The 26,779-nt window shown below is 44.3% G+C and carries 24 protein-coding genes; 6 read left to right on the top strand and 18 right to left on the bottom strand.

Going from position 1 to position 26,779, the window contains the following annotated elements:
- Positions 1-451: 451 nt before the first annotated feature.
- Together QUA71_RS25675 and QUA71_RS25670 are read left to right on the top strand one after the other, a co-directional pair.
- Entirely contained in the window at positions 452-742 is a 291-nt protein-coding gene (locus QUA71_RS25675; RefSeq protein WP_333215474.1) for a DUF1816 domain-containing protein, read from the top strand.
- A gap of 369 nt (positions 743-1,111) precedes the next feature.
- The gene (locus QUA71_RS25670; protein ID WP_333289408.1) at positions 1,112-1,387 is read left to right on the top strand and encodes a DUF1816 domain-containing protein; all 276 of its coding nucleotides are present in this window, start codon (positions 1,112-1,114) and stop codon (positions 1,385-1,387) included.
- Positions 1,388-1,549: 162 nt separating this feature from the next.
- Here the strand turns inward: QUA71_RS25670 and QUA71_RS25665 are convergent, their stop codons facing one another.
- The 3 genes from QUA71_RS25665 to QUA71_RS25655 form a co-directional block, all read right to left on the bottom strand.
- A complete protein-coding gene (locus QUA71_RS25665) occupies positions 1,550-2,560 on the bottom strand; it encodes a J domain-containing protein (RefSeq protein WP_333289407.1) in 1,011 nt (336 codons plus the stop codon).
- A 1,319-nt stretch (positions 2,561-3,879) separates the two neighbouring features.
- Positions 3,880-5,169 (bottom strand): glucose-1-phosphate adenylyltransferase, encoded by a 1,290-nt coding sequence (locus tag QUA71_RS25660; RefSeq protein WP_333215482.1) that lies wholly within the window; start codon positions 5,167-5,169, stop codon positions 3,880-3,882.
- 399 nt (positions 5,170-5,568) lie between these two features.
- Complete coding sequence (locus QUA71_RS25655) at positions 5,569-5,730, bottom strand: hypothetical protein (protein ID WP_333289405.1); 162 nt, start codon at positions 5,728-5,730, stop codon at positions 5,569-5,571.
- 202 nt (positions 5,731-5,932) lie between these two features.
- Here QUA71_RS25655 and QUA71_RS25650 point away from each other — a divergent pair, with 202 nt between their 5' ends.
- Positions 5,933-7,399 (top strand): glycoside hydrolase family 13 protein, encoded by a 1,467-nt coding sequence (locus QUA71_RS25650; RefSeq protein ID WP_333289403.1) that lies wholly within the window; start codon positions 5,933-5,935, stop codon positions 7,397-7,399.
- Positions 7,400-7,593: 194 nt separating this feature from the next.
- Here QUA71_RS25650 and QUA71_RS25645 read toward each other — a convergent pair whose 3' ends face one another.
- Both QUA71_RS25645 and QUA71_RS25640 read right to left on the bottom strand, forming a co-directional pair.
- A complete protein-coding gene (locus tag QUA71_RS25645) occupies positions 7,594-8,010 on the bottom strand; it encodes a fasciclin domain-containing protein (protein ID WP_333289401.1) in 417 nt (138 codons plus the stop codon).
- A 165-nt stretch (positions 8,011-8,175) separates the two neighbouring features.
- Complete coding sequence (locus QUA71_RS25640; protein ID WP_190663837.1) at positions 8,176-8,601, bottom strand: DUF2358 domain-containing protein; 426 nt, start codon at positions 8,599-8,601, stop codon at positions 8,176-8,178.
- Positions 8,602-8,659: 58 nt separating this feature from the next.
- Between QUA71_RS25640 and QUA71_RS25635 the strand changes: the two genes are divergently transcribed.
- A complete protein-coding gene (locus QUA71_RS25635) occupies positions 8,660-9,238 on the top strand; it encodes a hypothetical protein (RefSeq protein ID WP_333289399.1) in 579 nt (192 codons plus the stop codon).
- A 62-nt stretch (positions 9,239-9,300) separates the two neighbouring features.
- Here QUA71_RS25635 and QUA71_RS25630 read toward each other — a convergent pair whose 3' ends face one another.
- Genes QUA71_RS25630 through QUA71_RS25620 form a run of 3 tightly spaced genes read right to left on the bottom strand, consistent with a single transcriptional unit; the run spans position 9,301 to position 12,371 of the window.
- Complete coding sequence (locus QUA71_RS25630; protein WP_190663820.1) at positions 9,301-9,924, bottom strand: Eco29kI family restriction endonuclease; 624 nt, start codon at positions 9,922-9,924, stop codon at positions 9,301-9,303.
- 38 nt (positions 9,925-9,962) lie between these two features.
- Positions 9,963-11,153 carry a DNA cytosine methyltransferase gene (locus QUA71_RS25625; protein WP_333289397.1) on the bottom strand — a complete coding sequence of 397 codons (1,191 nt, stop codon included), beginning with the start codon at positions 11,151-11,153 and terminating at the stop codon, positions 9,963-9,965.
- A gap of 36 nt (positions 11,154-11,189) precedes the next feature.
- Positions 11,190-12,371 (bottom strand): histidinol-phosphate transaminase, encoded by a 1,182-nt coding sequence (locus tag QUA71_RS25620; RefSeq protein WP_333289396.1) that lies wholly within the window; start codon positions 12,369-12,371, stop codon positions 11,190-11,192.
- Between the two features lie 292 nt (positions 12,372-12,663).
- Between QUA71_RS25620 and QUA71_RS25615 the strand changes: the two genes are divergently transcribed.
- A complete protein-coding gene (locus QUA71_RS25615) occupies positions 12,664-12,948 on the top strand; it encodes a WGxxGxxG family protein (protein WP_333215498.1) in 285 nt (94 codons plus the stop codon).
- A 160-nt stretch (positions 12,949-13,108) separates the two neighbouring features.
- Here the strand turns inward: QUA71_RS25615 and QUA71_RS25610 are convergent, their stop codons facing one another.
- From QUA71_RS25610 to gor, 10 genes are all read right to left on the bottom strand, one after another.
- Positions 13,109-13,816 carry an ROK family protein gene (locus QUA71_RS25610; RefSeq protein WP_333289394.1) on the bottom strand — a complete coding sequence of 236 codons (708 nt, stop codon included), beginning with the start codon at positions 13,814-13,816 and terminating at the stop codon, positions 13,109-13,111.
- Between the two features lie 32 nt (positions 13,817-13,848).
- Positions 13,849-14,541: a YqiA/YcfP family alpha/beta fold hydrolase gene (locus tag QUA71_RS25605; protein WP_333289392.1), complete on the bottom strand. Its 693-nt coding sequence runs from the start codon at positions 14,539-14,541 to the stop codon at positions 13,849-13,851.
- 350 nt (positions 14,542-14,891) lie between these two features.
- Complete coding sequence (locus QUA71_RS25600; RefSeq protein WP_333289390.1) at positions 14,892-15,377, bottom strand: Spy/CpxP family protein refolding chaperone; 486 nt, start codon at positions 15,375-15,377, stop codon at positions 14,892-14,894.
- Positions 15,378-15,396: 19 nt separating this feature from the next.
- Entirely contained in the window at positions 15,397-15,843 is a 447-nt protein-coding gene (locus tag QUA71_RS25595) for a hypothetical protein (protein ID WP_333289388.1), read from the bottom strand.
- Positions 15,840-16,430: a sigma-70 family RNA polymerase sigma factor gene (locus QUA71_RS25590; protein WP_333289386.1), complete on the bottom strand. Its 591-nt coding sequence runs from the start codon at positions 16,428-16,430 to the stop codon at positions 15,840-15,842. Before QUA71_RS25590 ends, QUA71_RS25595 begins: the two co-directional genes overlap by 4 nt.
- Before the next feature lie 740 nt (positions 16,431-17,170).
- Entirely contained in the window at positions 17,171-19,111 is a 1,941-nt protein-coding gene (locus QUA71_RS25585) for a transglutaminase domain-containing protein (protein WP_333289384.1), read from the bottom strand.
- A gap of 107 nt (positions 19,112-19,218) precedes the next feature.
- The gene (locus QUA71_RS25580; protein WP_333289382.1) at positions 19,219-20,571 is read right to left on the bottom strand and encodes a DUF58 domain-containing protein; all 1,353 of its coding nucleotides are present in this window, start codon (positions 20,569-20,571) and stop codon (positions 19,219-19,221) included.
- 3 nt (positions 20,572-20,574) lie between these two features.
- A complete protein-coding gene (locus QUA71_RS25575) occupies positions 20,575-21,537 on the bottom strand; it encodes a MoxR family ATPase (RefSeq protein WP_333289380.1) in 963 nt (320 codons plus the stop codon).
- Positions 21,538-21,592: 55 nt separating this feature from the next.
- The gene (locus QUA71_RS25570; RefSeq protein WP_333289378.1) at positions 21,593-22,129 is read right to left on the bottom strand and encodes an opioid growth factor receptor-related protein; all 537 of its coding nucleotides are present in this window, start codon (positions 22,127-22,129) and stop codon (positions 21,593-21,595) included.
- A 184-nt stretch (positions 22,130-22,313) separates the two neighbouring features.
- The gene (gene gor, locus QUA71_RS25565) at positions 22,314-23,657 is read right to left on the bottom strand and encodes a glutathione-disulfide reductase (RefSeq protein ID WP_333289377.1); all 1,344 of its coding nucleotides are present in this window, start codon (positions 23,655-23,657) and stop codon (positions 22,314-22,316) included.
- Between the two features lie 521 nt (positions 23,658-24,178).
- Between gor and QUA71_RS25560 the strand changes: the two genes are divergently transcribed.
- On the top strand, positions 24,179-26,725 hold the full coding sequence (locus QUA71_RS25560) for a HEAT repeat domain-containing protein (protein WP_333289375.1): 2,547 nt from the start codon (positions 24,179-24,181) through the stop codon (positions 26,723-26,725).
- Positions 26,726-26,779: the final 54 nt, after the last annotated feature.

The following is a 26,779-nucleotide window of genomic DNA, read 5'->3' as shown; positions in this document are numbered from 1 at the left end:
GCATTTTGGGTGCGATCGCTCCGCAACAAAAGAGACTATTCTCAGTTTACGCCCTAACCGCCTTGGCGGTTGCTATAGATTTCATAACTCATCTAGCCAAGAAATTCTATTTCCGGCGTATTTACAGAACAAAGTTGTCGCGCATTTAATTAATCAACTACTGCGTACTTAAACTGTTGTGGGGTGACCACTCCTAGCGCACCCTCAAGCTTAAATTTAAATGAAAAATAGTTGATTCACTGGGATTCTATTCTCGGCTCAAAATCAGCACTCAGGTTGATGCGATCGCATAAATTACCTTGATAAAGTTAGAGCGTCCTCAACCCAGAAACCGGGTTTGAAGGACTAACTTCTCTGGTAAAGGGCGATCGCCAGGATTGGAACAACCCGGTTGATGAGAGTCGCGGGGGCGTAAGTCCTATAGAAAATAAATAACCCCAAAAGAGGAAAAATGTTCGGATTTTATTTATTTTGTATCTACATCGCAGTCTTGTCCGTGTTTGCTGGACCAAGCACCCGCAGGTCCGAGAAATGGTGGGTAGAAATTGTCACAGATTTGCCTCACTGTACCTACTATTTTGGCCCCTTCGACACCGACAAAGAAGCCTCCAGCAATATTCCGGGCTACGTCGAAGACCTCGAAAGCGAGGGAGCCAAAAGAGTTAGCATCCGCATCAAACGGTGTCAGCCTTCGGAACTCACGATTTGCGATAGTGAATTTTCAGAGGGTATCGCGGCTTAAGAATTTTGATAGTGCAGACGCCAGAAACCGGGTTTTTTGACTAAAATACTCCGTCTATCACGAGGGGTATATGTTAAATAACCCGGTTTCTGAGCGTCAAGAGTGCCTCAGTTTTGTTTGAGTTTTCAATTACCTCAAGCCTCAACAATAATATTAAGCACGATCTTGTCTTAGTCCTTACTCTGCGGACTTTGTATTTGTAGTGCTGGCTTAAAAGGTGGCATCTTCTCCACCAAAATGCAGATTTTAGCCAGCATTAACGACCAAAAATAATCGGGGCTAAATCAGCACTGAGGACGAGCCGAGCGATCGCGTTGCCTTGATAAATTGAGAATACTAAAAACTACTTAAGTATTCCCAGAGGTAAATATGTTTGAAATCTCTATGTTGGGTATGTTTTTCACGGCTGTTTGGATGCTAGCTCAACCTGCTAGCAGCACTCGACGCGACGAATGGTGGGTAGAAGTTGATACAGATTCGCCAAAGCGTACCTACTGCTTTGGGCCCTATGACAGCAGAGAGGAAGCTTCTGACAGATCGACCGGCTACATCCGAGATCTGGAGAACAAAGGAGCTAAAAAAATTACCATCAACCTCAAACAAGGTAGTCAACCTACTCAGCTAAGAGCTAGTGAAGAGTCTTGAGAAGGTTGGAAACTGCCAATTACGGGCGAAGAAAAGTTGATTTATTAACAGGGTTTTTTTCAAATGAGATCGCGCTTGCATACAGTAGGGACACAACAATGCTGTGTCCCGAGGAAATACTGAAGAAAGAATCTTATTTGCGTCCGAGAAATGCAGGCTTTTTCAAAGCATCATCTGATTGAGATTACTGCGAGGATTAAAAGTACGATTTGCTTGGATTTTCTCGTAGGACTCGCGTTCGAGAGAGGTAAGTTCTTTCGGCGGCACGATCGCAATTTTTACCAACAAATCAGTCCGCTCGTTTTTCTTGGGTTTCGGCCATCCTTTGCCCCGCAACCGCAAAGACTGACCCGAACGAATCCCGGCTGGAACTTTCACAGTGATCGTACCTTCAGGCACCGGCACTTCAATTGAAGCTCCCAACACCGCTTCGTCTGGAGTTATCGGTACTTCGCAGACCAAATTTTCTCCCTCAAACTGGAAGAAAGCATGAGGCAAAACTTCTAATTTTAGGTACAAATCTCCCTGCTGCTTCGTGTACGGGTCAACTTGACCTTTGCCTTTTATCCTAATTTTGCTGCCGGTTTTCACTCCTGCTGGAATCGAAACTTCGCCCGTGGCGACTCGCTTAGAAGTTCCCCGAAATGCTTCCCCCAGAGTCAGGGAAATGGCGACCTCGGTGTCGAGAGAGGTTCCTGCGCTGCGGTTTTCGTACCCCGCGAAATCTTCAAATCCGCCAAAACCTGCGGGCCCGCCGCTGCTGGTGCGGTAGTTACTGTAATTCCACTTGGCGTTGCGGCCACTACCCGGATTACTACCTGCACGGCCTAGCAAGGCATTGATAAATTCGTCAAAACTGCCGTACTCGCTGAAGTCAACCCCGCCAAAGTCTACATTCGTAGTGCCCCCGCCGGGCCATCCGCCTGGAGTTGTGGCAGCTTGCTTCCAGTATTGACCGTATTGGTCGTATTTTTTGCGTTTTTCAGGGTCTGAGAGCACTTCGTAAGCTTCGTTTACTTCTTTAAAACGAGCTTCCGCTTCTTTGTTGCCGGGGTTCATGTCCGGGTGATATTTGCGGGCTAGTTTGCGGAAAGTTTTTTTAATTTCGTCAGAAGTGGCAGTTTTGTTGAGTCCCAAAATAGCGTAATAGTCTTTAAAATCTGTTGCAGCCATTAAGCAATCCCCTCTTTATTAGTTGTTATTTGTTAGTTGTTAGTTGTTAGAAAGAATAAATCCCAAATTAGCCGCAGGATGGCGCATTAGTATAATGCCAGGAGCCGAAGTGCCTGCGGCATCTCATTCAAATTATAGGTTATCAAAGGTTTGGACTCGATCGAGTTCGGTTGTTGCTTGGCGTTCGATCGCAATTTCCGCACTCCCCTGCTGTTTAAGATTTTATAGCATTCGGCTCTCTCGTGCTGAAGGGAGCCGGAGCAGCCGCCTCTAGAAATGCTTTTGGCATTCGACAGCAAAAACAATGCTTTCATTAATTAAGAACGTCCTTACCCTATAGGCCGTTGCTATACCTGTGAGCTTTGAGACGGTAAAAATCCTGCGGCGAAAACTTTTGGGGAGTTATGAGGCAAAGGGGGTTCCGGAGGCTGCAGCCCGGTTAAGGTGAGGCGGGGAAAGCTGCTGCTGTTGCGGGCGCGAGTCCAGGAGGGTTGACTGGCGCGGACGAGCGATTTTTTTTTGCTCTTTTTTTTCGGGGCGCGGTGCGATGGCTACGCCCCGGCTTACGCCTACGAACTTCTCGATATGAGCTTTATCACCCAATCCAAATCTTAACAGGTTTTCATCTGCAAGTCCGGTCAAATCTGGTTTCTGAATTGTGACTATATAATACCCTAAATTGCGCCGTTATTACACAAAATTTCTAGATATTTTTTATTCACGCCAGATCCGTGCTAGAGAATTTTATTTTTAAACCTCTGAAGAGATTTAAGTCAAAGTAATATAACATAATTTTCCCCCTGTCTGTTAGCTACATCACACACTTTTATAAAACATTAAGATAGGATAGTAGAACAATAAGCTTTTAACGCTACCAGGGTGCTAACATTATGAATTATTTGCTAAGTTGGCCTTGCGGCTGCTGCGACGATTGGAAAGATAGTTCCGAGAGTTGTGTTGTACTCAGAAACGGGCAGCGCATTTGTCAGTCGTGCTACGACCGAAAATACAAGAATCAGAAGCTATTCGCCAGACGCAGGCGACCGGACATATCTGTATCACGGCAGACAGTAACAGAGACTGTCGCTTATTAATAATGCACTAGCCTTTGAATAAAGCCAAGTATTTCGACAACCTCGCCTCAGCGGTTGGAATAAATAATCAACAAAAAAAAGAATGAATTTTGTCATCAGTCATCAGTCATCGGTCATTGGTGATCTGTCACTAATTTACTTATTTATCATCAGTCACTGGCTGAGAGGTAACAGATTTTAACTTAAAAAACTAATGACTGACGACTAATGACTAATGACTAATAACTAAATGATAGTTCCATCAGGAATCGTGGCATTTTTCAGGACTACGATAATGCCGCTGCGGATGTAAAAACCTTGGTTTTCGCGGTTGGCTTCTTCCACTCCGTCTTTATTAATTAATTGAACATTGCGGCCGATGCGGGCATTTTTATCCACAATCGCGCGGCGAATTGTAGTATCTGCACCGATACCGAGGGCGACGCCGCCGTTGTCCAAACTCGAATGCCGTTCGGCGTCGGGTTCGTAGAAGTCAGCACCCATGACCAGAGTGTCTTGAATCGTACATCCAGCTTCAATGCGCGATCGAACTCCCAACACAGAATGGTCGATCCGGCACTGTTTGAGAATGCAGCCTTCAGCAATAATCGATTCAGTCACGTGAGTATCTAAAAGCTTTGTCGGCGGCAAGAAACGCGGGCGAGTGTAAATCGGCGCATTTTCATCGTAGAAACTGAAAGGCGGCTGAGGCTGTTTTGTCAGAGCCATGTTAGCGTCGTAAAAAGCCTCAATGGTTCCGATATCTTCCCAGTAATCGTCAAACAAATAAGCTTGAAGGTTGTGTTCTTTTGCCGAATTCGGAATAATCTCTTTACCAAAATCAGTTTGGTTTGGAGATTCTTTCAGGAGTTTAATCAGAACTTCTTTTTTGAAGACGTAAATCCCCATCGAAGCAATGTAAGGACTTTCCTGAGCCTGCTGCGCTGTCAGTCCCAGTTTAGTAGTATCCACCTGCATTTGTTTGAGCGCATCGCCTTTTGGCTTTTCGCTGAAAGAAACAATGCGACCGTTGCCGTCGATTTTCATCAAACCAAAATCCGAGGCACGCTTCTCGTCCATTGGCAAAACCGAGAGGGTGATATCGGCGTTGGTTTCGCGGTGTCTCTGCACAAACTTCTGGTAGTCCATGCGGTAGAGGTGGTCGCCCGAAAGAATCAAGTATTCGTCAACGTCCCACTGTTCTAGCAGCGAGAGATATTGGCGAACTGCGTCGGCTGTCCCTTGAAACCAGTTGGGGTTTTCCTGAGTTTGCTGGGCGGCGAGTACCTCGACAAATCCCTCGGTGAAGCCGGAAAACTGGTAGGTGCGAGAGATGTGACGGTTGAGGGATGCCGAGTTGAATTGCGTGAGGACGTAAATTTTGACTATTTCCGAGTTGATGCAGTTGCTGACAGGAATATCGATGAGGCGATATTTGCCTGCGAGGGGAACTGCGGGTTTGGCTCGCAGTTTGGTTAGGGGGTAAAGGCGGGTGCCTACACCGCCACCGAGGATGATGGCTAAGACTTTTTTCAAGGAACTTTCTCCCTAGGGTCAATTAACTCTCCAAGTACAGTGTCGGATGGTGAGGGCTTCTTGACAAGGGGGGGGAGCAAGGAAGTTTTGAGTTATGAGTTATGAGTTGAGTCGGTTACGCAGAAAGGGGGTTTTTTTAATCCAAATACTTCTTCCAACCCTCAATAAGAGTTAAAAAACCCAGTTTAGGAGAGTTGGAGTGCGTCCGGGACTGGAATTATGAGTTTTGAGTTGTGAGTTAAAATACTCATCAAGAAATAATGGGTATTTGAAAAAGTTTTGAGTTGTGAGTTGAAATACCCCTCAATAAATAAGGGCTGTTTAACAAAAGAATAAGGTTCGGGGTTTGGGCTTTTAATTACAAGTTTTCTGGGTTAATTCCCCGTTCTCGCCATTTCTTCATCCTGGAGCATGGCGCTGTTGTTGTTGTTCAAAGGCTGGTCGATCGTGCCGTGTCACGCACAAAGCGCGCTCTGTTTGGGCCCAAAGCGCGCTTTTGGCTTGGGTTTTATCCCGTTCTTTTTGCTGGCGTTCCTGTTGTGTGAGTTTTTCGGACTCCACAGCAGTCAGGAAGCGTCGCGCGCCGGGACGAGAAATTTCTAGGTAGAGTCAGTTTTCAACCTTAGATTGACTGCAAATTTGTGTAATATTTTACAATTTGTCGATCGACAAAATTGGATAAAATGTCTATTCTCTACCAAAAGCTAGATCCCCTACAAACCTCTGCTACTGTAGCCTAACCCCTAAAAGCTAGAAAAAATGTATGCAAATTCAAACGCCTGACTGGGTTAAACACGCGGTATTCTACCAAATATTTCCCGATCGCTTCGCCAAAAGCAAACAGCCCCGCAAACGCCTCCTGCAAAACTTCATGTGGGAAGAATGGCACGAAATCCCCACCTTGCAAGGCTACAAAGGCGGCGACTTGTGGGGCGTGATGGAACAGCTAGACTACTTGCAAGACTTAGGCATTAACGCAATTTATTTCACCCCCATATTTCAGTCGGCCAGCAATCACCGCTACCACACCCACGACTACTATCAAGTCGATCCGATGTTGGGCGGCAATCCGGCTTTTAAAGAGCTTCTAGACGCCGCCCACGATCGCAACATCAAAGTTGTCCTCGACGGCGTATTCAACCACGCCAGCCGCGGCTTTTTCTTCTTTCACGACATCCTCGAAAACGGCCCCCATTCTCCTTGGTTGGATTGGTTTAAAATAGAAGGCTGGCCGCTATCTGCCTACGACGGCAATTTTCCTGCTAACTATGCCGGTTGGGACGGGAATCGAGCCCTTCCTGTATTCAATCACGACAATCCAGAAGTGCGAGAATACATCATGGAAATCGCCGAATACTGGATTAAATTCGGCATTGACGGCTGGCGGCTGGACGTTCCTTTTGAAATTAAAACCCCGGGATTTTGGCAGGAATTTCGAGAACGAGTTAAAGCAATTAATCCCGAAGCTTACATTGTCGGGGAAGTTTGGGAAGATGCGAGAGAATGGCTCGACGGTACTCAGTTTGACGGGGTGATGAATTATCTTTTTGCTGCGCCGACTATTGCTTTTGCAGCGGGCGACAGGGTAGATTTAGCTCAACTGGAAGGTCGTTCTTATTACCCCTATCCGGCACTTTTGGCTAAAGAGTACGGCGACAAAATTCAGCACGTTTTGGAATTATATCCTTGGGAAATACAGCTAACTCAACTCAACTTGTTAGCCAGTCACGATACAGCTAGGTTGCTGTCAATTGCTGGAGGCGATAAAGCTAGCGTCGAACTCGCTAATTTGCTGCTGTTAACTTTTCCTGGAGCTCCTAGCATTTACTACGGCGATGAAGTTGGTTTGCCCGGTGCTCTCGATCCCGATTCTCGTCGCGGTTTTCCCTTAGAAGCTGACTGGGAACTTGAGGTTTTAGATTATCACAAGCAGTTGATAGCTTTGCGGCACAAATACGCTGCCCTCCGTACTGGATCGTACCAAATTCTTTTTGCTGAGGGACCGGTTTACGTTTTTGCCCGAATTTTGGGGGATGAGGAAATAGTTGTTGCTGTCAATGTCGCGACCGAAGCAGCTAATATTAGCTTTGAACCAGCTAATTTGAAATCTCCTCACGATAAATTGCTGTATGGAAAAGGCGAGTTTGTTTGGAAAGGTGACGGGGAAACTCGGCAGTTAGAATTGATGCTGCCGGCACGCTCTGGCTTGATTTTAGGTTCGGATAATTAGTTTAAAATGTAGGGTAATCTGCTCCCCGTAGGCCTACATTTATAGCAGTAAGGTGCGCGCCCGACATTTATCGGTGTAAGGTGCGCGCCTACATTTATCGGTGATTTGCCCCGCCTATTCTAAATTTATTAGAATTTATTAGAGGCATCAGGTGCGCCTAGCGCACCCGAAATTTATCAGCGAAAACACAACTTTTATTCTCCTGCAACCATTGCTGGTAGTAGCACCGACTCAATGATATGAATGACGCCATTGTCGGCAAGAATATCTGAAGTGAGAACTTTAGCATCATTCACTTTAATGCCGTCAGAAGTATCAATTCCCACCACAGAACCTTCCACTGTTTCAGCAGAACTTAACTCAAGCAAATTCTCAGTTAGTACCTCGCCAAACAGAATGTGATAAGTCAGAATTTTCTTGAGCTTGGGTATGTCTTCCAGCCAAGACGTAATAGTGTTCGTAGGAATTTTGGCAAATGCCTCGTCAGTTGGTGCTAAGACGGTGTAGGGGCCCGGACTTTGCAATAAATCTAACAAACCAGCCGCTTCAATAACAGTCACGAGGGTTTTGAAAGAGCCGGCATTGGTGGCAGTCTCGACAATATCTGGCATGATGTTTTTCAGGAGTGCAAATAGCAGAAAATAAATCTGGAGCGACGATCATTTTAGCAATTTACAAATAGCAGAAAATGAATCGGAGGGATGATGATTATTTTCCTCATTATAAGTTATTTGGGTTGCCGCCCCTGATGGCTCGGCGCGATCGACCTTTTTGGCTTATCCTGGGATCGCCTCCTCCCCCTTGCGGAAAAACTGCTTTAAAATCTCTCCGGGCTCTCTGTCCCAGGTGTCAATATGTTCGTAAATTAAGCCGTCTTTATCCAATTTATAAGTAGAGTAGCCGTTAAAAAAAATCCGAGCTTTCCAGGGAACCCGCAGTGTCCCGCGAACAGTCCAATTTGCCACAATAGTATCATGGGCTGTCTGACCTACGTCGTGCAGGTCGAAGTAAATCTCGTTAAAGAATAGCTGCCCGTGAAATCGCAGAGTCCAAAAGATAATGCGATAGTTGATTTTTCCTTTAAATTTGTTAACAGGGTCTTGAAAATAAACATCTTTTGTGTAGATGTCGTAGGAGATGTCTTTCTCAAACAGCGTCGGGAGATCCGCTTTCAGCGTGTCTACTGCTTGTTCTACCTGCATTTGATATTCGATCGCGCTCAAACTACCACCTTGTGACAGTATTAATTTATAACTTTAAATGAATAATCTCGATCCGCAGCGGGATGAGAAAAAAATTGATACTTCATCCAGCTCTAATCTTACCTCTAATTATATTGTCCGCGCCGGCCTTTCTGCTGGCCCGGACTTGCGACATCGAAACCTTGGCACAGATTTGACAGAACACCCCCACTCCTCTGACATTCTCGCAGAAATCAACAGCGGTAAGCTGTTGATGGTAGATAGCCGTCGCCGGAACGGCCTAATTTTGATTAAACGTTTCCACGCGGAGTTTGCCGGGCCTGGGGCTGCCGTTGGGGGCGCTTTTGAGGTTGACTCTCAGCAGGCGATTCCCGTGGGCGATTTTTGTTTGGTTTGCCCTCAATCTCCCGAAGAAATACAGAAAGCTTTTGGAATTCGACGGCAGTGGGTGCGGTTAATGGAACAGTTAACGGCAAAGCCTGCTGCTTTGGAACGCGCACAAATGGTTTTAACTCAGTTTGAACAATATTTGGATTCGGAAACGGTGGCACAAATTCCCGATGAAGCTTTGGCACTTTTAGTAGGCGTATTTCCCCAAACCATTCGGGCGGCACGGCAAGGAAACGATCGAGTATGAAAATATTTTATCTATTTCCTAATTCTAGCTTGTGGCTGCAAACTATCGAATCAGATGCCAAATTAAGGACACCCTAACTCTTCTATCATCCGCTGACAATGCTGTGTTATACTAACCGACAAAGCATCAATATCGAGCGGAGTATTCCCTACAGGAAGCTTGGTGGCAAAAGTGCGACCCAGGTGCAATCTATCCCATACAGAACGTTTTTGCCCTGCTCGCCCACTGCCAGGGTCATGTATCCCGAATCCCGATATTTCTCTATTCCAAACAGGGCTGAAGTGACGGATCAACACTGCTTCTCCCCATGAAACTAAATCGATTTCCATCGGCGCGACTTTGAAGGCAAAATCCTCTATTTTTAGATTGTCTACAGCTTCGATAGATTTTCTATGCTCTGACAAGCGTCCGTAAAGAGTGTTGCCAATAGTTGTACGCCCCGTCCGACGACCGCCCGGAGCTGCTTTACCTACATAGATTGGCAGACAGCACTTACTCAAGTTTGCCTGTTTAATAAGGTTATACATTGAGAAGTCGCCCTGGTAGTAAAGCAAATATGCTCCGCAATATTGGATCAAATCCTCCCTGAAACGATCCAGTTCCTGAAGATTATAACAATTTTGCCTGCCACAGAAAGCAATTAAGTTTTCTTGTAAATCTGGCGGGACTCTAAATACTTCGAGCATGGAGTAAATTCTCAAATCTAAAATCTCAAATTCATTGACTACACTCTCGCTGTTGTAACTGTCTCCAGCCGCGATCTAATGCTAGAGGCAATAACTTCTGCCAAAGCGACTGGTACAGCATTCCCCAACTGCTTCATAGTTTCTGTCCAACTGTGAGGAAAAAAGTATTCGTCAGGGAAAGTTTGCAGTCTAGCAGCTTCGCGAAGCGTAAAGTAACGCACCTGTCCTGTGGGATCAACTAACATATTTTCTCCTCCAGGTACCCCGTGAACTCCTGCTTTTAAAGTTTTAGCTGGTTCATCTAACAAGCTGCCCGTATGGCCTGGATACTTTCTGGCTCCTGGTATAAAAATGTGATTTAGTACGCTGTTTTGGCTTTCATTATTGCCTTCTTGTGGTAAGTCCGAAATGGCATCCCGCACAGTGCGCCAAGGCTGTTTTTGAGGTGGAAACAAGTTGAACTGAAGATTGAATATGCGCGAGGAAAGCTTGCTAGGTATGTCTGGACGATCACTTTTAGATATTTGATTGCGCTCCCAATAATTGCCAGTCACCCATTGCTCCCAATGCAAGGCTTCCTGAGAACAAGTCGGTTCAGGAAAAGACCACTCTAATCCTAAATCCGATCGAAAACCTACAATAAAAACCCTTTCGCGCTTTTGGGGAATGCCGTAGTCTGCCGCGTTGAGTAAGCGAAACACTACACGGTATGATAGTCCGTCACCGCGACCGGCGGTATGATGCTGTTCTAACCGGGACAGGTGATGGGGCCAATCCTCCTCCAGTCTTTGTACAACTTCGGGATAAGTGAGTTGTAGGACAATATACTCAAAATATTTAGTGAAGGAGGAACGCAATAAACCTTTAACATTTTCGATAACAAATGCCTTGGGTTTGAGTTCTCGCACGGCCCGAAAAAAGTGCGGAAACATATTTCGATCGTCCTCACTCCCGCAGTGTTTTCCTCCTACAGAAAAAGGCTGACACGGCGGCCCTCCAGTTAGGAGGTCTACGCCCTCTTTGAGTTCTAAGGATGTAAAATCGAATTTAGCGATATCTGTCTCAATAACAGACCAGTTTGAAATCGCTTTTACACCCCGCCGCTGATTTTCTCGAATTGTCTCGCAGGCATTTTTGTCCAGCTCGATAACTGCTTTGTGACAAAAGCCTGCTTTTGATACGCCTATTGCTAAGCCTCCTGCTCCGCTGAATAGTTCTACAGAGTTCATTATTAGCATTGTATTGAGCAACGGTGGATATTAATTTTAATCTAAAATCGCTGCGATTCGATCGACTGTTCGCTGATTTTCCTCCGGACTGCCCACCGTAATTCGCAAACCTCCTCCAGTATGCCTAATTAAAGTACCACCCTCTTTTAGCTGCTGCATGATTTGTTTGTGTTCCTGTTCGGCAGATTCGCCCTCGCCGGCTTTCACCCGCAGGTAAACGAAGTTAGCCGCACTCTGCCAAACTTGCAATTTTTGATGCTGAGTTAGCGCTGCAATTAATTTTGCTCTTTCTGATAGAGTTTCGGGAATGGTTGCCAGCAATAACTGCCGCTGCGCTAAGGCTAACTCGGCGGCAGTTTGCGAGAAACTGGGAAGGTTGTAGGGGAGACGGATTTTTTCTAAGGTGGCTGTGAGTTCGGGATGGGCGATCGCATATCCGACTCTCATTGACGCTAATCGAAATGCTTTGGAAAATGTGCGTAAAATTATCCAATTCGGGTGATGGTGCAATTGGTCTGCTAAAGTATTTTGGCTGAATTCAAAATAGGCTTCGTCAATTACTACTAATATCTCTTCAGGTAAATTTGACAACCATTCTATTTCATCTGGTGTCAAAGCATTGGCTGTGGGAGAATTGGGATGAACGACAAAGACGGCGCGCACGGGGGGATGTTGATTTTGGGCGATCGCCTTTTTAGCCGCCTCGATATCGATTTCAAAATTCTCCTCTTTTCGCTGAACACTCACAACGGGAATGCCGAGGGTTTGGGCGATTATTCCATACATCGAAAAGGTAGGATTCGCAACGAAAATAGAGCCGGTACCGCCTAAACAAGTAGCTATTAAGATGGATCTAATTAGTTCGTCGGAACCGTTGCCCACAGAAATATTGTCGGCTGTAATGGCGGTTGTGGGCAGTGTAACCCCCCCTAGCCCCGCCTTGTTAAGGGCGGGGACATTTAGGGATTCATTGACATATTCGGCGAGATCCTCTTTGAGGGCTGCGTGGCCTCCGTCGGGATAGCGATTTGTCTCAATTAACTGCTGGTAAATCCAAGCTAGCTTTTTTTTTAATTCCTCTGGCAAGTCGTAGGGGCATTCGTTAGTATCGAGGCGATCGAGTACACTTTCCGAGTGCGCTGATTCTCCTGACGCGCCCCCCGGATGGGGAGTGTATGCGGTAAGTTCGGCTAAGTCTTTTCGGATAAATGGAAGCATGGTATGATTTTAAACTTTTGATTTAGATTGTCAGCTTACAAGGCAAGGCAGAAGGCACAAGTCAAGAAAAATTACGAATGCAAAAATTTTTGTTTTTTACCTCGCTGCTGAAATTTTTGCCTAATGCCGACTTACTTATGCTGTATCAAAGGCGTCTAAACTTAGGATATAGCCTTTTCTCTATCGAAAGCAAGAGGAGAGAGGGGATTTAGTTTCTGTCGCTCGATTGATGCGTCTGCTGCGGCCAATTGATTATTCTGATAAAGTAACTGCTGATATTTGGAAACCGAGTATGAAAGTCAATCCGTCCGATATATCTAAAAATGCCGCCGCTACCCTCATAGCTTTGAGTTTGGCTGTTCTCCCTTCAGCGATGCCTGCCTCAGCTCAAACGCAGTCAGCTCCGGCACAGAACAATAGTGATTCTAATGGAGTTGTTCTAGACAGAACTCCCCTTCAAGAAAGCAAGGAAGACAACAATCATTGGGGCGCTTTGGGTTTGTTGGGAATCCTCGGTTTGGCGAATCTGTTTCGCAAGGATGAACCCAAACGCTACCGCGATCCGATGGGCGAATAATTTTTTAAAACGGATATCGCACCAGCCAAAAACAACATCAACTGTCCTCGATTGAGAAACCGGGTTTTTTAGGAAAAAACTGGATTATTGCCTTTAATCCGGGCCAAAAACTCGGTTTCTTTGATTTGATATTTATGGGCATTTTTGCCACACACTTGATTCAATCGCGCCACAAAGCAATCCCGCCCAATAAACCGCTGACATTCGGTACTATTTTCACCTGCGGCGGTAACTCAAAAACAATCTTTTTAGTATTGCCACCGCCGATGTAAATGCGATCGCAGTTAAAGAGATGTTGCAGAGAGGTGAGCGCTTTTTCCAGACGGCGATTCCATCTTTTGGAACCGACTGCATCTAATGCCGCTCGTCCTAATTGCTGTTCGTAAGTTTCCCCTTTGCGAAACGGGTGATGTCCTAATTCTAGATTTGGCACCAAGATACCATCGACAAATAAGGCAGAACCGAAACCGGTGCCAAGGGTAATTACTAATTCTACCCCCGTCCCGGCAATTGCTCCCAATCCTTGAATATCGGCATCGTTAGCCACTCGCACAGGTTTTCCCAAGCGATCTTTGAGGGTAGTTTCTAGGTCAAACTCTATCCAAGACGGATCTAAATTCACTGCGGTTTTGATGACGCCTAGACGCACGACGCCTGGGAAACCGACGGATACTCGGTCAAATTCCCCTTGTCCGCTGGCTAAAGAGGCGATCGCCTCTAGTACGGGTTCCGGTTTCGGTGGTTGAGGCGTTTCTAAACGGCTGCGTTCCGTTTGGGGTTGGCCTTCATGATCCAAAACCATAACTTTGATGCCACTTCCGCCAATGTCAACGGCTAAGGTGCGAGTCGATCGATCTTGTTGAGTCATTTGATTGTTAAGACTTGCAAGTTGGTCAAATTTTAATTTTTGAATTGGCAAAACTTTTGAATCGCTTCCCAAATTTCGGCTAGGACGTTTCCCAAAGAATGATCGTCTTCTAATTCGATTAATTGCACCCAGGGACGGTTAGCGGCAAAATCTCTGCTAGCTTGAATCGGTATTATTGTATCATGCTTGCCGTGAAGAATTAACGTAGGGACGGAACGCATTAATTTTTGTTCAGGGTATTGAGCCATATCTGCCAAAAACTGATAATTCAGTGGCAGATAACGCTGTTCGCCGTAGTGATAAACGGGCAGATATTTCTCCGACTGCCACTTTTCTAACTGTTGCTGTCCCAACAGCGGCAGCCAGTGGGAGATAAAGTCAAAAGCCGGTGCTAACAAAACTATTTGCTTTACTGACAATTGTCGCTGGGCCAACCAAGCCGCTGTCAGTCCCCCAAAACTCGACCCAATGATGGTGATTCCCCCGATATTTTTTACTTTTTCTGTGGGAGATTGAGAGGCTTCGGTTGGCAAAAAGTCTGTTTCTATTTGGTTTAATTGGCGGGTGAGAGTGAGCCCCGAAAAATCGTTTTGATTGAGATCGGGAGTTTTTAGGTCAATCCCTAGATCGGAAAAGCGGTCTCGGAAATATTTTGCCTTAAGGGAATCGGGACTTGAAGCAAATCCGTGTAAATAAATGTAATTATACTCGTTCTGTAGATTCATCCAGAAAAAATTATGAGACTTCCCAACTAATTATTTTAACGTAATATGACTTATTAACTAAAAAACTTAAGATACTCCATCAAATAAAATATATACGGATATTCCGAATAGTTCAAGGATTCGTAGCGAGTTGACTTCTGTGCTTTTAGAGTGTTTATAACAAACTCAAGCACTCCTAAACTTGAAACTTGCTTCGCTTTTAGACTGCTTTATCGAAGAGATAAAGCAATCGCATTGATTACAGAAAAGCTTCGTTTATCGATGCCTGCTTTTATGGATTTCTACCTGCTTACAATGAATCGCAGAGTGCGTACTGGGCACTCTGCGATTCACTCAAAACTACTCGTCACTTACTGCGGTTTTTGACCGTTTTGCATCCTGTTTTTAGCAGTTTGTCGGCGCTGCTGTATCATTTGAGCTAATTGGCTGCGCTGTTCGGCTGTGAGCAATTCTCGCATTGCGAGTGTACTTTCAAATTGCACCTCTTCCAACTGCTGCCTCAATCCGATTATTTGACGGTGTTTTTCGCGCATTTCGCTAGCATTTGCCGTGCCGGACATCATCGTTTCCAATTCTTGTCTGGCTTGGCGAACTGCTTGCATCCGCTGGGAAACTTGGTCTTTGTAGCGATCGCGAACTGCCTGCATTTGCTGCTTTTGCTCGGCGCTTAAATTAAGTTTCTCGAACATCCCACCTTCCCTGCCAGCGGGTCGATTGGGACGCTGGTTTTGTGCAATTGTTTCCGGTTCTAGGGGATTGGGAACTGCTATTGCTGCGGCTGTGCTACCGAGAGTCAGCATTAAAACGGCTAGGGCAGATATACGACGAATTGACATGAAAATTACCTCTTTGAGATTAGTTATTTGTTTGCGTTTCGCTGTCAGCACTCTGGCTGAAAGTCAACCAGTCTGTTTGCGAGCGATCGGTCATATTTTTTTCGCTAGAATCATGCAGTACACCCTCCCAGTTAGTGACTAAAAATGCTTCTAATTGAGCTGTTTCCTTATCGGGCAATTGTGCAGTCTCAAACGGACGGTAGCCCGACCAAAGAACTAGCAGACCAGCAGCAATCGCAGACGACACAGCCCACTTAGAAACAGATGATATTTTTAACCTGTCATTAGACTTAGGTGACGCAGTTACTCGCGTTTTTTCCCGGTGGGTCTCATTAACAAGGCTCGCCTGATTATTTTCTATTGCTGCTAAAATTTTTAGCTCTAAATCTGGTGCAGCTTCAGGAAGACTTGGGCGATGTTGCTTCAAGAAATTTACTAACTCTTGGTCGCTGCTTGGGTTATTCATAGCTCGCTGACACCTTCTTTTTGCAAAAATTGCCGCAGAGAATTTCGGGCATAAAACACGCGAGATTTGACAGTACCCGCCGGCAGTCCCAAAATTAGGGCTACTTCTTTTTGCGGGATGTCTTCTAGGTCGTGCAGCACCAAAACGCTGCGGTGTTCAAAGCTCAATTGATCCAGTCCCCGCTGCACTAAATCTTGATAGTGCAACTGCATCAAGTCGGATGTGTTATCTTTGATAATAATCCCATCCATTACTTCTTGATTTTTAAGTTGGGAGTCAAAAGAATGCTGTTTAGCAAATGCTTGTCTTTGGTCGGAAGCCACATTCCAAGTGATTCGATAAAGCCAAGTAGAAAAGTTTTCCTGGTGCTTGAGTTTGGGCAATCCTTTCCACACTCGCAGAAATACTTCTTGTGCTAAATCGTCAAGAAGTGACGGGCCGCAGAGTTGGTAAAGGGTTGACCTGACTTTGTGTTGGTAGCGTTGGTAAAGGTAGCGAAAGCAAGTACGATCGCCCTTTAAACATTGAGCAACTAAGTCCGAGTCGGAACAGTCATCGATTAAAACATTGGCTGGCACACCTAACACCTGTGAAGTCTCCCCCACCAGTTCGTTATCTGAAGTGTTTAGACAGGACGATCGCAAAAAAGGTTCAAAGGATTTAAAATTTTTTTTCGACGAGGCGGCAGATAGGGAAACGGCACTGCCGTGGCTTGATTTTTCCTGTAATTAACGGGTTCCGAGGTGTAAAGCCTGGGAACCCAGATCCAGAGTCCGAGCCTTGGTTGAGAAAATGGACGCTCTGACTGGCCCCAGAAGCGTTACTTTCGCTAAGCGCCTAGTCACAAGTAAAACCAGTAAAAATCTGCTCAGCGGGTAGGGACATGACAATGCTCATTGGTGTCAACTTAACCTCAAATGTAGTGCGAGTCTTTTGTCTAGCGATTAAGACGCGATCGCCCCAGCGATCCCCGAATCGTTGCGGGGGGACAAGAATCTTCTCTTCCGTCCCCCTTTTTAAGCCTACCGCGTACACACAAGTGGATTATGAGCTAGTTTCCACTCTTGCTGTTCGACCAATGCCTTGGTCGGAGGATAGATTAATTGTATAAGTACCCTGATAAGGCTGTTCTCTTAAGTAGGCATAAAGCAATTGTGACTTGTCTCATAACAGACGGTCTTGTACAAGTGATTTAGAAAAGGTATATATAGCGGTTCTCAGTTAAGGGAGGTACAAGTTTAGATTGAATAATTGAATAATTGGGGAATTTACGAATCAATTAAAAAGTCCTCAATCCCCCAATTTAAAATCTCAATCTGTACCTCACCTACCTGAGAAAAGCTATAGTAGACTTACCGCCTTTATTAACCTGAGAGTTTGAGGCGATCGCCTGCCTGCGATATTGCTCGATCCAGGATTGAATTGCCAATTTAAATTCAGCTTTTTGTGCGTCTTGAATTCCTTTTGGATCGAAGCGATCGCAATAATGAATCTCAATCAACAATGCTAACTCTTCGAGACAATATAATTCCGGTTTTTCTTTTTTTAACCTCTCGATCCAATTTTTTAAAGACTCGGCAGGAGAGCGAATCAATCCCGACTCATTTAACGCCTGTTCGATTAAATAAAATTCCGATTTCGGACTCACCGAATCTTTGTTAGAAATAGCTTTTAGCCATCTTTGTTTGTTAGATAACAGGCGTACAGTTTTCTTAAAATTAGGATTCCCCCTCCAAAAAAATAGTAAGGCCAGCAGGATGACTCCCCCATACTTCAATCCATTGCTACCTGATAAATATCGCAACCCCAGCACAATTTTGTAACTCAATAGCGACCATAAATCAGAGATAAATGCCCATCGGGGAGCAGCAGCATCTTCCATGCTTTCCCAATCAGAAGGCGTAGGATCAAAAGCTTGCCATTTTCCCGCGATATAAGCCAAAGTCCAAGCATGAGCATGGCGACTTCTTACAATATATTGGTTCTCCAAAGAACTAAATTCGTGAACAGAATATCCAACAGCATAACGGGCTGGAATACCCAGTTTTCTCAGAAGAAGTGTGGCAGCGGTAGCAAAATATTCACAATGTCCAGAGCGAGTGTCCAGTAAAAAGGTTGATAGAGGCGTAGCATCATTATCTTTGCCCCTAAGCTTCAGTGAATAAACGAAATTTTTTAGGAAAAACCACTCTATTTTATCTAAAATTTCTGGTGGTGACTTTCCTTGAGTATCCATTTGACTGAGGATTTTATTCAGTGCAGCTATTTCGGATTTTGGTATTTCCAGGTCGTCTTCTGTAGGCGGGCTATCTACAGAAAAATTATTATTAAAGTAGCTTCGATAAGCCAGCATATCAACTTTTCCCACCACTTTTATTGTGCCATATTTATTTTTTTCCATCTGACTGACAGGCAATGCGTCAATTTGAAAAGTTCCATCTGGCAGCTTTAATAAACCTTGGTTGCCTGGGAGTGTAGCCGAAATAGTAATCGTTGATGGATTGGGTAGTGGGTCCCCTACATCCCAAGTTGTGCCATTAATCTTTGGTTGTACGGGAACAAAGTTAGGATTTAAGGCCAGCCAAAGTGAAGAGTTGTAGCGATTATAAGTTGCTTCTCTTAGGAGTCGGGGAGGAGTCTGTTTAGCTTCAGGAGCAACTCTAAAAATAATTTCATTTGACTGTTTTAATGATCCCACTGACCCGATGTTCGTTTGTTTTTTCAAAAAATCTGTTTCTTGAGAGTTCCCCTGACTAAGCCATGAGATTGCTTGCTGTTCTACTGCTAGGTGAAGTTGGTGCAGACCCATCTGTCCTATAAATCCTATACTGCCCGCAATTAACATCAGACTAAGCCAGAGAATAAATGAAAAATTTTTCGTTCTCACAGACCACAAAGCAATAGCGGTTAAGGCAAATATCCCAGCATAAAAAGAGATATCTCTACTGTTCGCCGCACTAGCGGATAGCAGACAACAGATAAAATATGGAGAATTTAGATTCACCATCAAGGGGTTAAGTGGTGCTTTTTTTGTGGCTTTGTTTAGCCACAAAAACATTAGGCGTAGATCCAGACTTTCCTTGACAGAATATACCTGAGCAGCTACCAGTGGAAAGAATACACCAGGAAGCCACTGCAACAAATTATATATCAAGTAAATAGAGCGGTTGGTGACCAGGAGATAAACCAGCAAACAGCACAAAAAAATCAGGCAGAAATTAGCAATGCGCCTAAAATCACTAGCTGAAAAATCCCACCGATAAGGCAACCAGTTAGCTGCCTCTAAAATCAGAGCAATTGGCAAAGCAAAAAACCATAGTTCCGTCTGCCAGCCCCAAAAAATTACACTAGCACCCAAAAGAAACACTGGCATTTTCATAATTTCATTAACTCCTCTTGTATTTGACCTAGCTTTAAAATATGGCAGCTTGTTAAGTCATCTTTAATCAACTCTAAATTTAAGCTATCTAATTGAGCTTCTCGCTCTGTTAAAATTAAAACCAATGTATGGATACCGCGACTTCTCAGATAATTTACTAATGTTTTTCTAGGTTCGTCCCAACACAAAAATATACAAATACAACCACTTAGCAGAGAGATTTTTTCCATCAAAACTGAGGTAAGCGAGTCAAAACCTTTATCCTGACAGGCACCAACCGAGGCGAGAATTTCTAGCATTTTTTCAGTAGAGTTCAGCCCTCTGCCAAAGGTAAAACAATAAGCTTCTTGAACGACGAACATCAAATCCAATAAGGATTCTTGAGTCTGAACTTCATAGGATAATGAAGCAGCAATTGAGATTGCCTCTTCTAAAATTTCACTATATTTTACACTGTGAAATGTATCCAAAATTAAGGCGTGCCTCACAAAAAATTCATCCTGTTCTTCTTTGACAATTGGCTTACCTGCTTTTGCCCAGCTTTTCCAGTGAATTTGGCGTAGCGAATCTCCCGGTCGATAATCCCGCAGAGACCTAAATTCCTCGGAATCTCCTACGGATGAAGCTAATGTTACGCCACCTGATTGATATCTTCTTGAGCCAGGAAGCTGAATTGGTGGTAAATGATAGAGTTTGGGTAAAATTAAGATAGATTGGGGCAAGGAAATTGTTTTACAAGCATTCCAAATCCCAAAAGGATCTGACCTAGTAACTGTTAGACCTGTCAGGCGGATAACACCTCTGTAGGACGGCGTAATTTCACATACCACTTCTGTTTTGCTATTGGGTAGGAGAGGAGGCAATTCTATGGCTTTAGCTGTGGCGCATTGTTTTCTAGAAATTAGCCACAGCCAACGATAATAGCCGAAGTATTTATCCACTGAAGTGCGCTGTTCTTCACCTGGTTCAGGTGTTTCTGTAAATTCTTGAAAACTTGGGCAGGTGTCGGCAAAATTTTCCCCCAATTTCAGGTTGTTTTGACTCTGGCTAGTTTTGTTATGAATGAGAATACGGTATTTTAAAGTAACTCCAACAGTTGCAAACTTTGGCAAGAATCGTACTGCGTTGAAGCGGAAGCGAAAAAATTTACTGAAAATTATGGCTATTCCTATAATTGATAACAGGAAAGTAAAGATTTGATAGGTCAGGGTCTGATTAGTATCTAATCCTAAAACCCCCGCTAAAAGCGTGCAGCTAAGCACTGCTAACCCATTGTTGGTCAATCGCTTCTTTCGCGATCGATTTACACGCGCACCGAAGCGAAAAATAGCGTAAAAAACACGTTTCATTTTTTAGGCGGGTACAGGAATAGATTTGATAATTTCTTCAACAACACCTGGGGCCATTCTACCTGAAAAACGCGCTTGAGGTTCCATTACTAGGCGATGAGCGATGACTGATACCGCCTGTTCTTGAATATGTTCTGGCGTAACAAACTCATAGCCATCGAAGAAAGCTAATGCTTGAGCAACTTTCATTAAAGCTATGGAAGCTCTGGGACTCGCCCCTAATTGTACGCCTTCGGCTGAGCGAGTTGCATTCACGATATCTACGAGGTAACGTTTCAATTCTTCACTAATTCTAATTTGCTTTACCTGCTGTTTTAAGCTAATTAAATCCTCTAAATTAACGCAGGTTTGAAGTGTATCAATAGGATGTTGATGGATTTGGTCTCCGAGCAGGTTAACTTCGTCTTCTGGCGAGATGTATCCTAGACTAAATTGAACTGCAAAGCGATCCATTTGGGCTTCAGGAAGTGGATAAGTGCCACGAGATTCTACTGGATTTTGAGTAGCAATGACAAAAAATGGGTCTTTAAGTTTGTGCAAATTTCCGTCAATGCTGACTTGAAATTCTGCCATTGCTTCTAGGAGGGCGGATTGGGTTCGCGGTGATGACCGATTGATTTCGTCAGCCAAGATAATATTAGCAAAAATTGGGCCTTCGTGGAAATGGAACGTGCGTTGATTGGGGTCGAGCATGGATATGCCCAAGATATCGGATGGCAAAAGGTCAGGTGTAAATTGAATGCGTTTAAAGCTGACATCTACAGATAAGGCTAGGGCTTTAGCGAGGGTAGTTTTACCTGTACCGGGATAATCTTCTAGGAGGACGTGCCCGCCACTCACAAAGGCTGACAGCAATTTCCTGATTGCTGCTGATTGCCCTTTCACCACTTTTTGAATGTTGTTGGAAATCCTTTGATAAATTTCTCTGCCCGACTGAGAGGGATTTTCTGTAATTGCTTTATCCATTATTTATTGTGTTCGTAGCGTTCGGTTACTGTCCCGCTGATTGGCTTGTCCCGATTTAACTATTTACAGCATTTTTCCAATATGTATAAGTTTTTAAACCAATACTTTCTTTATTTTCATTATAGATCTCATCCAAACACCTGAAAAGAGCCAAAGCATAATTCTTCAATCCCAAATTTGTCAAACTTGTGAGAATCCTAGTCAGCCGCAGATAGTTGTGATTAAATGGTTCAATCCACTCTCTTTTTCTTGACAAATATTCGTCGGATTTGGCAATTACAATTTCTGCGTTTTCCCCTTCGCGGCATTCCAGCCCGTAAAACGCCAGCATGACTTTTAGAGATTTGACTAAGCGATTTCTCAACTCTTCACTTGTTCTAAAAGCTTGAATTACCTCATCATTTAAAGTAGGAGCACTGGAATTAAAGCGGCTCTTTTCTCTCAGCGGAAACAGCCATTGAATGTAATTGTGCACGGATTCCAGCTTCTGGTAATCCCACGACCACATATCCTCGATCGCCCGACCTTGTGAATCAGGCTGCTGACCGAGATAGAATGCTAAAATTTTGTTTTGTTTGGTTGAATTACTCATTAATAAGCTGTTTTGTATCTAAATTGTATTTTTGGGCGGGCGGGACGCCCACCCCACAACCAGAAAATTAAATTTTTGTGTGGAACAGGCATCCTGCCTGTTCTTCAAAATAGTTTTCTTGAGTCGGTTTTAACCGACTTTAGCTATTAGCCAGGGGTTTAAACCCCTGGCTGCTTCCCCCGGTTTACCGCAAAGTAACAAACTCTTCAGCAGTCGATGGGTGAATGCCAATAGTCGCGTCGAAGTCTTTCTTCGTAGCTCCCATATTAACAGCGATCGCCATTCCTTGAATAATCTCGCCCGCGTCTTTACCCACCATGTGCACGCCCAAAACTCTGTCAGTATTAGTCTCAACGATTAACTTGACAAAAGTTTTCTCGTCTGCACCTGTCAAGGCGTGAAACATCGGCCGAAACTTGGCTGTGTAGCACTTAATTGAATCGCCAAATTTAGCCCTGGCTTGGCTTTCTGTTAAGCCGACTGTACCCGCTTCCGGCTGGGAAAATACCGCTGACGGCACATTTTCGTAATTGATTGCTTTGGGATTGTGGCCAAATTGAGTATCTGCAAAAGCGCGTCCTTCGGCGATCGCAATTGGCGTTAAATTGATGCGGTTGCTGCAATCTCCCACTGCAAAAATGTGCGGCTGACTGGTGCGGCTGTCTTTGGTAACTGCGATCGAACCTTTATCGATTTCTACTCCCGCATTTTCTAAAGCCAACTTTTCCAAATTCGGCAAGCGCCCGGTGGCGCACAACAGCGCGTCTACTATGAGCGTTCCTTCGGATGTTCCTGACAAAGTTAATTTTAAGCCTTCTGGGGTTTTCTCTATGTGGTTTATCGAGCTTTCTGTCAAAATTTCTATTCCGTGATTAATCATTCCTTCTTGCACGTTGGTGCGAATATCTGTGTCAAAGTCCTTCAAAATCAACTCGCTGCGGATGATTTGACTTACTTTGCTTCCCAACCCGTTCATAATGCAAGCAAATTCGACGCCGATGTAGCCGCCACCCCAAATCGCTAACCGTTTTGGCTGCTCTTTTTGCAGGAAGATTTCGCGGGAGGTAATCGCGTGTTCGATGCCGGGAATTGGGACTCTTCTCGCTTCTCCGCCGACTGCAATTAAGATTTTGGCTGCGGTAAATTTTTTGTCACCAACTTCGACGGTATGGGGATCAATAAATTTGGCGTATCCTGAGATTAATTCGACTCCGGCTTTTTCGAGGAAGCTGATGTGCAGTTTGCTCAGCCGCCGCACTTCTGTATCTACTGTGGTGATGAGTTTTTCCCAATCGAAGCTGCTTTCTACTGGACTCCAACCGTAGCCCACCGCATCTTCGTAAAGGTGCGAAAATGTTGAGGCGTACACCATGAGTTTTTTGGGGACACAGCCGCGAATTACGCAGGTTCCGCCTACTAAGTCATTTTCGGCGATCGCCACTTTTGCGCCGTAGGATGCTGCTCGCTTGGAACTCGCCAATCCGCCGGAACCCGCACCTATCACAAACAAGTCGTAGTCGTATGTCATAATTGTCTGTACCTTTTTATCGCCAACTTACCAATTTTACGCTTTACTTTTCTTAATGATATCTCAAAAATTTTTTGTTTTTTTTGGGGTCAACTACTTTACTTTTTGCCCTTAACCAGGTATTATTAAATAATAGAAATCTGTGCGTTAATATAAAATTGCTCACACTCCCATTATTAAAGTATAACACAAGCGAACGACAAAAAAAATATAAAAATTTTACTCTTTTGAGAGCGCTACCAAGAAGGAAAGACCTAATTGTCGATCGCTCGTTATAGCCGAGTCGAACTCCCGTAAATCCCTGTAAAAAAGCGGAACTTTGATGCTCTTCCCGATTTTTAAGGGGTAGTAGAGGGCCACAATCAGGGGGGAGCGGGGCTAATCGCAGCGCAGCGATAGAAAACTGATACTACCTTAACCTATCGGGGCAACCACGGGTGATTAACCTACAGTTTTTTGAATTTCATAAATCCTTGATAATTGCTATATTATAACCATAAATTAATTCTCGGGCTAGCTTTATGATCGAGTGGCTGGTAGTCTGGGGAGCAACGGAAGCAGTAGGCATTCTCGTTAAACCCATCTTAGAAGATTTAGTCAAAGACGGCGCGAAGGATTTTGCTAAAGATTTTTTTAAAGATTCCCTGAAAAACGTCTTATTTGGCGAAAAAGACCCCCGACAAGTCGCAGCGGGCAAAGCCCTCAAAAAGTTTTTGGGTTTGGTGGAACAGCAGTTGAAATTTTGCCGACTTCCCCCAGAGGAAATTAAGCTGTATATTAAAGATGGTAAACAGTTTATCAATAACAAATCCGTTAAGGAAATTTTGGGCAAGGCTTTTGAGAGCGATCGCGAATCTCTCGATGCAAAAATTCTCGAACAAACCTGGAGTCAACTAAATTTAACTTCTTTGCCGCCAAAATTTAAGTGGCAAACCATCGCTGACCAGTATCTCGTGGAAGTTCAAGAAATTCTCTTTGACTCAAAAGACTTGCGAGATATTTTGGAGGCTCAAAATCTGGATAGCATTCAGAAAAATACTCAAGAAACGGCGGGGATAATTCCCGATTTTGACTTGAGGCAATATCAAGAATCTCTGTGCGAGCGTTACAGCAATCTCAATTTAAGCAGCGTCGATCCCAATACATACGATTATCGGGAAAAACTGAAGGTTTGGCAAATCTTTATTTTCCAAGATGTGCGATCGATTTACGAATCATTTCTGCCCCAAGCTTACGAAATTCCTAAAGAACATCAAAGGCGGCTGCAAGACAGCAATCAATTAGACGCGATCGATCTAGAAAATTTAGAGAAATATCGGCGCGGTTATTTTTCTCAGCCGATCGTATCGGTGTTAGATGTTATCAATGACAAGCAAAAGTATCCCTACATTGTTATTTTAGGCGACCCGGGTTCTGGCAAGTCTACTCTGTTACAATATTTAGCATTAACCTGGGCGATCTCGCCCTTAAATAGCGTGACATCTCAGCCGATTCCCCTGCTAATAGAATTGCGGACTTACATTCGCAGTGGGGAATCAGGACATTGCAAGAATTTTCTCGAATTTTTCCATCAAAGTCCCGGTTCAATTTGTCACTTGAATCAGCATCAATTGCAGGAACAGCTTAAAGCAGGCGAGGCTGTGGTGATGTTCGACGGGTTAGATGAAATTTTCGATCCCGGAAAACGAGAAGATGTAATTACGGCGATTCATCGGTTTACCAATGAGTATCCCGGCGTGCGAGTGATTGTCACGTCTCGGATTATTGGTTACAAACCTCAACGGTTGCAAGATGCAGGGTTTCATCACTTTATTCTCCAAGATTTGAATGCGGAACAAATTCAGGATTTTGTTCGCCGCTGGCACGAATTAACTTTTACTGATGCTGGGGAAAAGGCGCGGATTAGTGAGCGCATGAAAAGAGCATTAGCGTATTCATCAACGATTCGAGATTTAGCGGGTAATCCGTTATTGTTAACGATTATGGCGATTTTAAATCGCGGGCAAGAATTGCCGAGAGACAGGGCGGAACTTTACAATCAAGCTTCGCGGGTATTGCTTTATCAATGGGATGTGGAAAGGTCTTTAGTAGAGGATAGCAGGCTCGATCCGAAAACTATTGATGCTAAAGATAAGCAAGAAATGCTGCGGCGAGTCGCTTACAAAATGCAAGCAGCACCTGAAGGGTTGGCTGGCAATATTATTAGTGCGGAAGATTTGGAAAATACCCTCACAGCATATCTGAAGAATAAAGATTTCGATCGACCGAAAGAGCGGGCAAGGTTGATAATTAACCAACTGCGAACTCGCAACTTTATTTTATGTTTTTTGGGTGCGGATACTTATGGGTTTGTGCATCGAACTTTTTTGGAATATTTCTGTGCATCGGAGGTTGTATATCGATTTGAAAAAACCCAGAAACTTTCTTTAGAAAAGTTGAAAATAGAGATTTTTGACACGCACTGGGATGATGAATCTTGGCAGGAAGTTTTGTGCTTAATTGCGGGATTGATTGCTGGAAAGTTTACCGGGAAATTGATTGAGTTTTTGATTGAACAGGATGGGGAAGCCAAAAACTTCAGCAATCTGTTTTTGGCGGCGAAGTGTTTGGATGAGGTAAGGGAGAGAAAAGAGATTGCTACGGTTGAGGGTCAATTGCTTGAACGCTTAAAAGAGTTAACGAAGTACGACCTCAATTACTATTATAAGCCTCATGAACAAGAGGCACATCTAGTGGCGAAAATTCGCACTCAAGCAGTAAGTGCGATCGCCTTTACTTGGAAAGATGGCGCCGAAACCTTACCTTGGCTAAAACAACTGGTTCAATCTGACGATGATTTGCCTGTGCGACGTGCAGCAGTCGAAGAAATAGCACGGGGGTGGAAAGATGACCCGGAAACCTTACCTCTCCTCAAACAACTGGCTCAATCTGACGATGATTGGCTTGTGCGACAAACAGCAGTCCAAGAAATAGCACGGGGGTGGAAAGATGACCCGGAAACCTTACCTCTCCTCAAACAATGCGCTCAATCTGACGATAATTCTTTTGTAATTGCTCAACCCCCTTGACAAGAAGACGAGATAGACATTAGATAAAGGAATGGAAAAACTTCCCGACTTAAA

Source organism: Microcoleus sp. MON1_C5 (assembly GCF_036701875.1).
GTDB lineage: Bacteria > Cyanobacteriota > Cyanobacteriia > Cyanobacteriales > Microcoleaceae > Microcoleus.
Note: the sequence above shows the minus strand (reverse complement) of the source record. Positions and strands in the feature narration are given on the sequence as shown.

What these genes read in the sequence shown, in the direction of transcription:
- QUA71_RS25665 (WP_333289407.1), bottom strand. Translation starts at nt 2,560, where the DNA reads ATGGCTGCAACAGATTTTAAAGACTATTACGCTATTTTGGGACTCAAC.
- QUA71_RS25670 (WP_333289408.1), top strand. Translation starts at nt 1,112, where the DNA reads ATGTTTGAAATCTCTATGTTGGGTATGTTTTTCACGGCTGTTTGGATG.
- QUA71_RS25625 (WP_333289397.1), bottom strand. Translation starts at nt 11,153, where the DNA reads ATGAACTCTGTAGAACTATTCAGCGGAGCAGGAGGCTTAGCAATAGGC.
- QUA71_RS25630 (WP_190663820.1), bottom strand. Translation starts at nt 9,924, where the DNA reads ATGCTCGAAGTATTTAGAGTCCCGCCAGATTTACAAGAAAACTTAATT.
- QUA71_RS25620 (WP_333289396.1), bottom strand. Translation starts at nt 12,371, where the DNA reads ATGCTTCCATTTATCCGAAAAGACTTAGCCGAACTTACCGCATACACT.
- QUA71_RS25595 (WP_333289388.1), bottom strand. Translation starts at nt 15,843, where the DNA reads ATGAATAACCCAAGCAGCGACCAAGAGTTAGTAAATTTCTTGAAGCAA.
- QUA71_RS25640 (WP_190663837.1), bottom strand. Translation starts at nt 8,601, where the DNA reads ATGCAGGTAGAACAAGCAGTAGACACGCTGAAAGCGGATCTCCCGACG.
- QUA71_RS25675 (WP_333215474.1), top strand. Translation starts at nt 452, where the DNA reads ATGTTCGGATTTTATTTATTTTGTATCTACATCGCAGTCTTGTCCGTG.
- QUA71_RS25645 (WP_333289401.1), bottom strand. Translation starts at nt 8,010, where the DNA reads ATGCCAGATATTGTCGAGACTGCCACCAATGCCGGCTCTTTCAAAACC.
- QUA71_RS25600 (WP_333289390.1), bottom strand. Translation starts at nt 15,377, where the DNA reads ATGTCAATTCGTCGTATATCTGCCCTAGCCGTTTTAATGCTGACTCTC.
- QUA71_RS25615 (WP_333215498.1), top strand. Translation starts at nt 12,664, where the DNA reads ATGAAAGTCAATCCGTCCGATATATCTAAAAATGCCGCCGCTACCCTC.
- gor (WP_333289377.1), bottom strand. Translation starts at nt 23,657, where the DNA reads ATGACATACGACTACGACTTGTTTGTGATAGGTGCGGGTTCCGGCGGA.
- QUA71_RS25570 (WP_333289378.1), bottom strand. Translation starts at nt 22,129, where the DNA reads ATGAGTAATTCAACCAAACAAAACAAAATTTTAGCATTCTATCTCGGT.
- QUA71_RS25560 (WP_333289375.1), top strand. Translation starts at nt 24,179, where the DNA reads ATGATCGAGTGGCTGGTAGTCTGGGGAGCAACGGAAGCAGTAGGCATT.
- QUA71_RS25575 (WP_333289380.1), bottom strand. Translation starts at nt 21,537, where the DNA reads ATGGATAAAGCAATTACAGAAAATCCCTCTCAGTCGGGCAGAGAAATT.
- QUA71_RS25635 (WP_333289399.1), top strand. Translation starts at nt 8,660, where the DNA reads ATGAATAATCTCGATCCGCAGCGGGATGAGAAAAAAATTGATACTTCA.
- QUA71_RS25605 (WP_333289392.1), bottom strand. Translation starts at nt 14,541, where the DNA reads ATGAATCTACAGAACGAGTATAATTACATTTATTTACACGGATTTGCT.
- QUA71_RS25610 (WP_333289394.1), bottom strand. Translation starts at nt 13,816, where the DNA reads ATGACTCAACAAGATCGATCGACTCGCACCTTAGCCGTTGACATTGGC.
- QUA71_RS25580 (WP_333289382.1), bottom strand. Translation starts at nt 20,571, where the DNA reads ATGAAACGTGTTTTTTACGCTATTTTTCGCTTCGGTGCGCGTGTAAAT.
- QUA71_RS25650 (WP_333289403.1), top strand. Translation starts at nt 5,933, where the DNA reads ATGCAAATTCAAACGCCTGACTGGGTTAAACACGCGGTATTCTACCAA.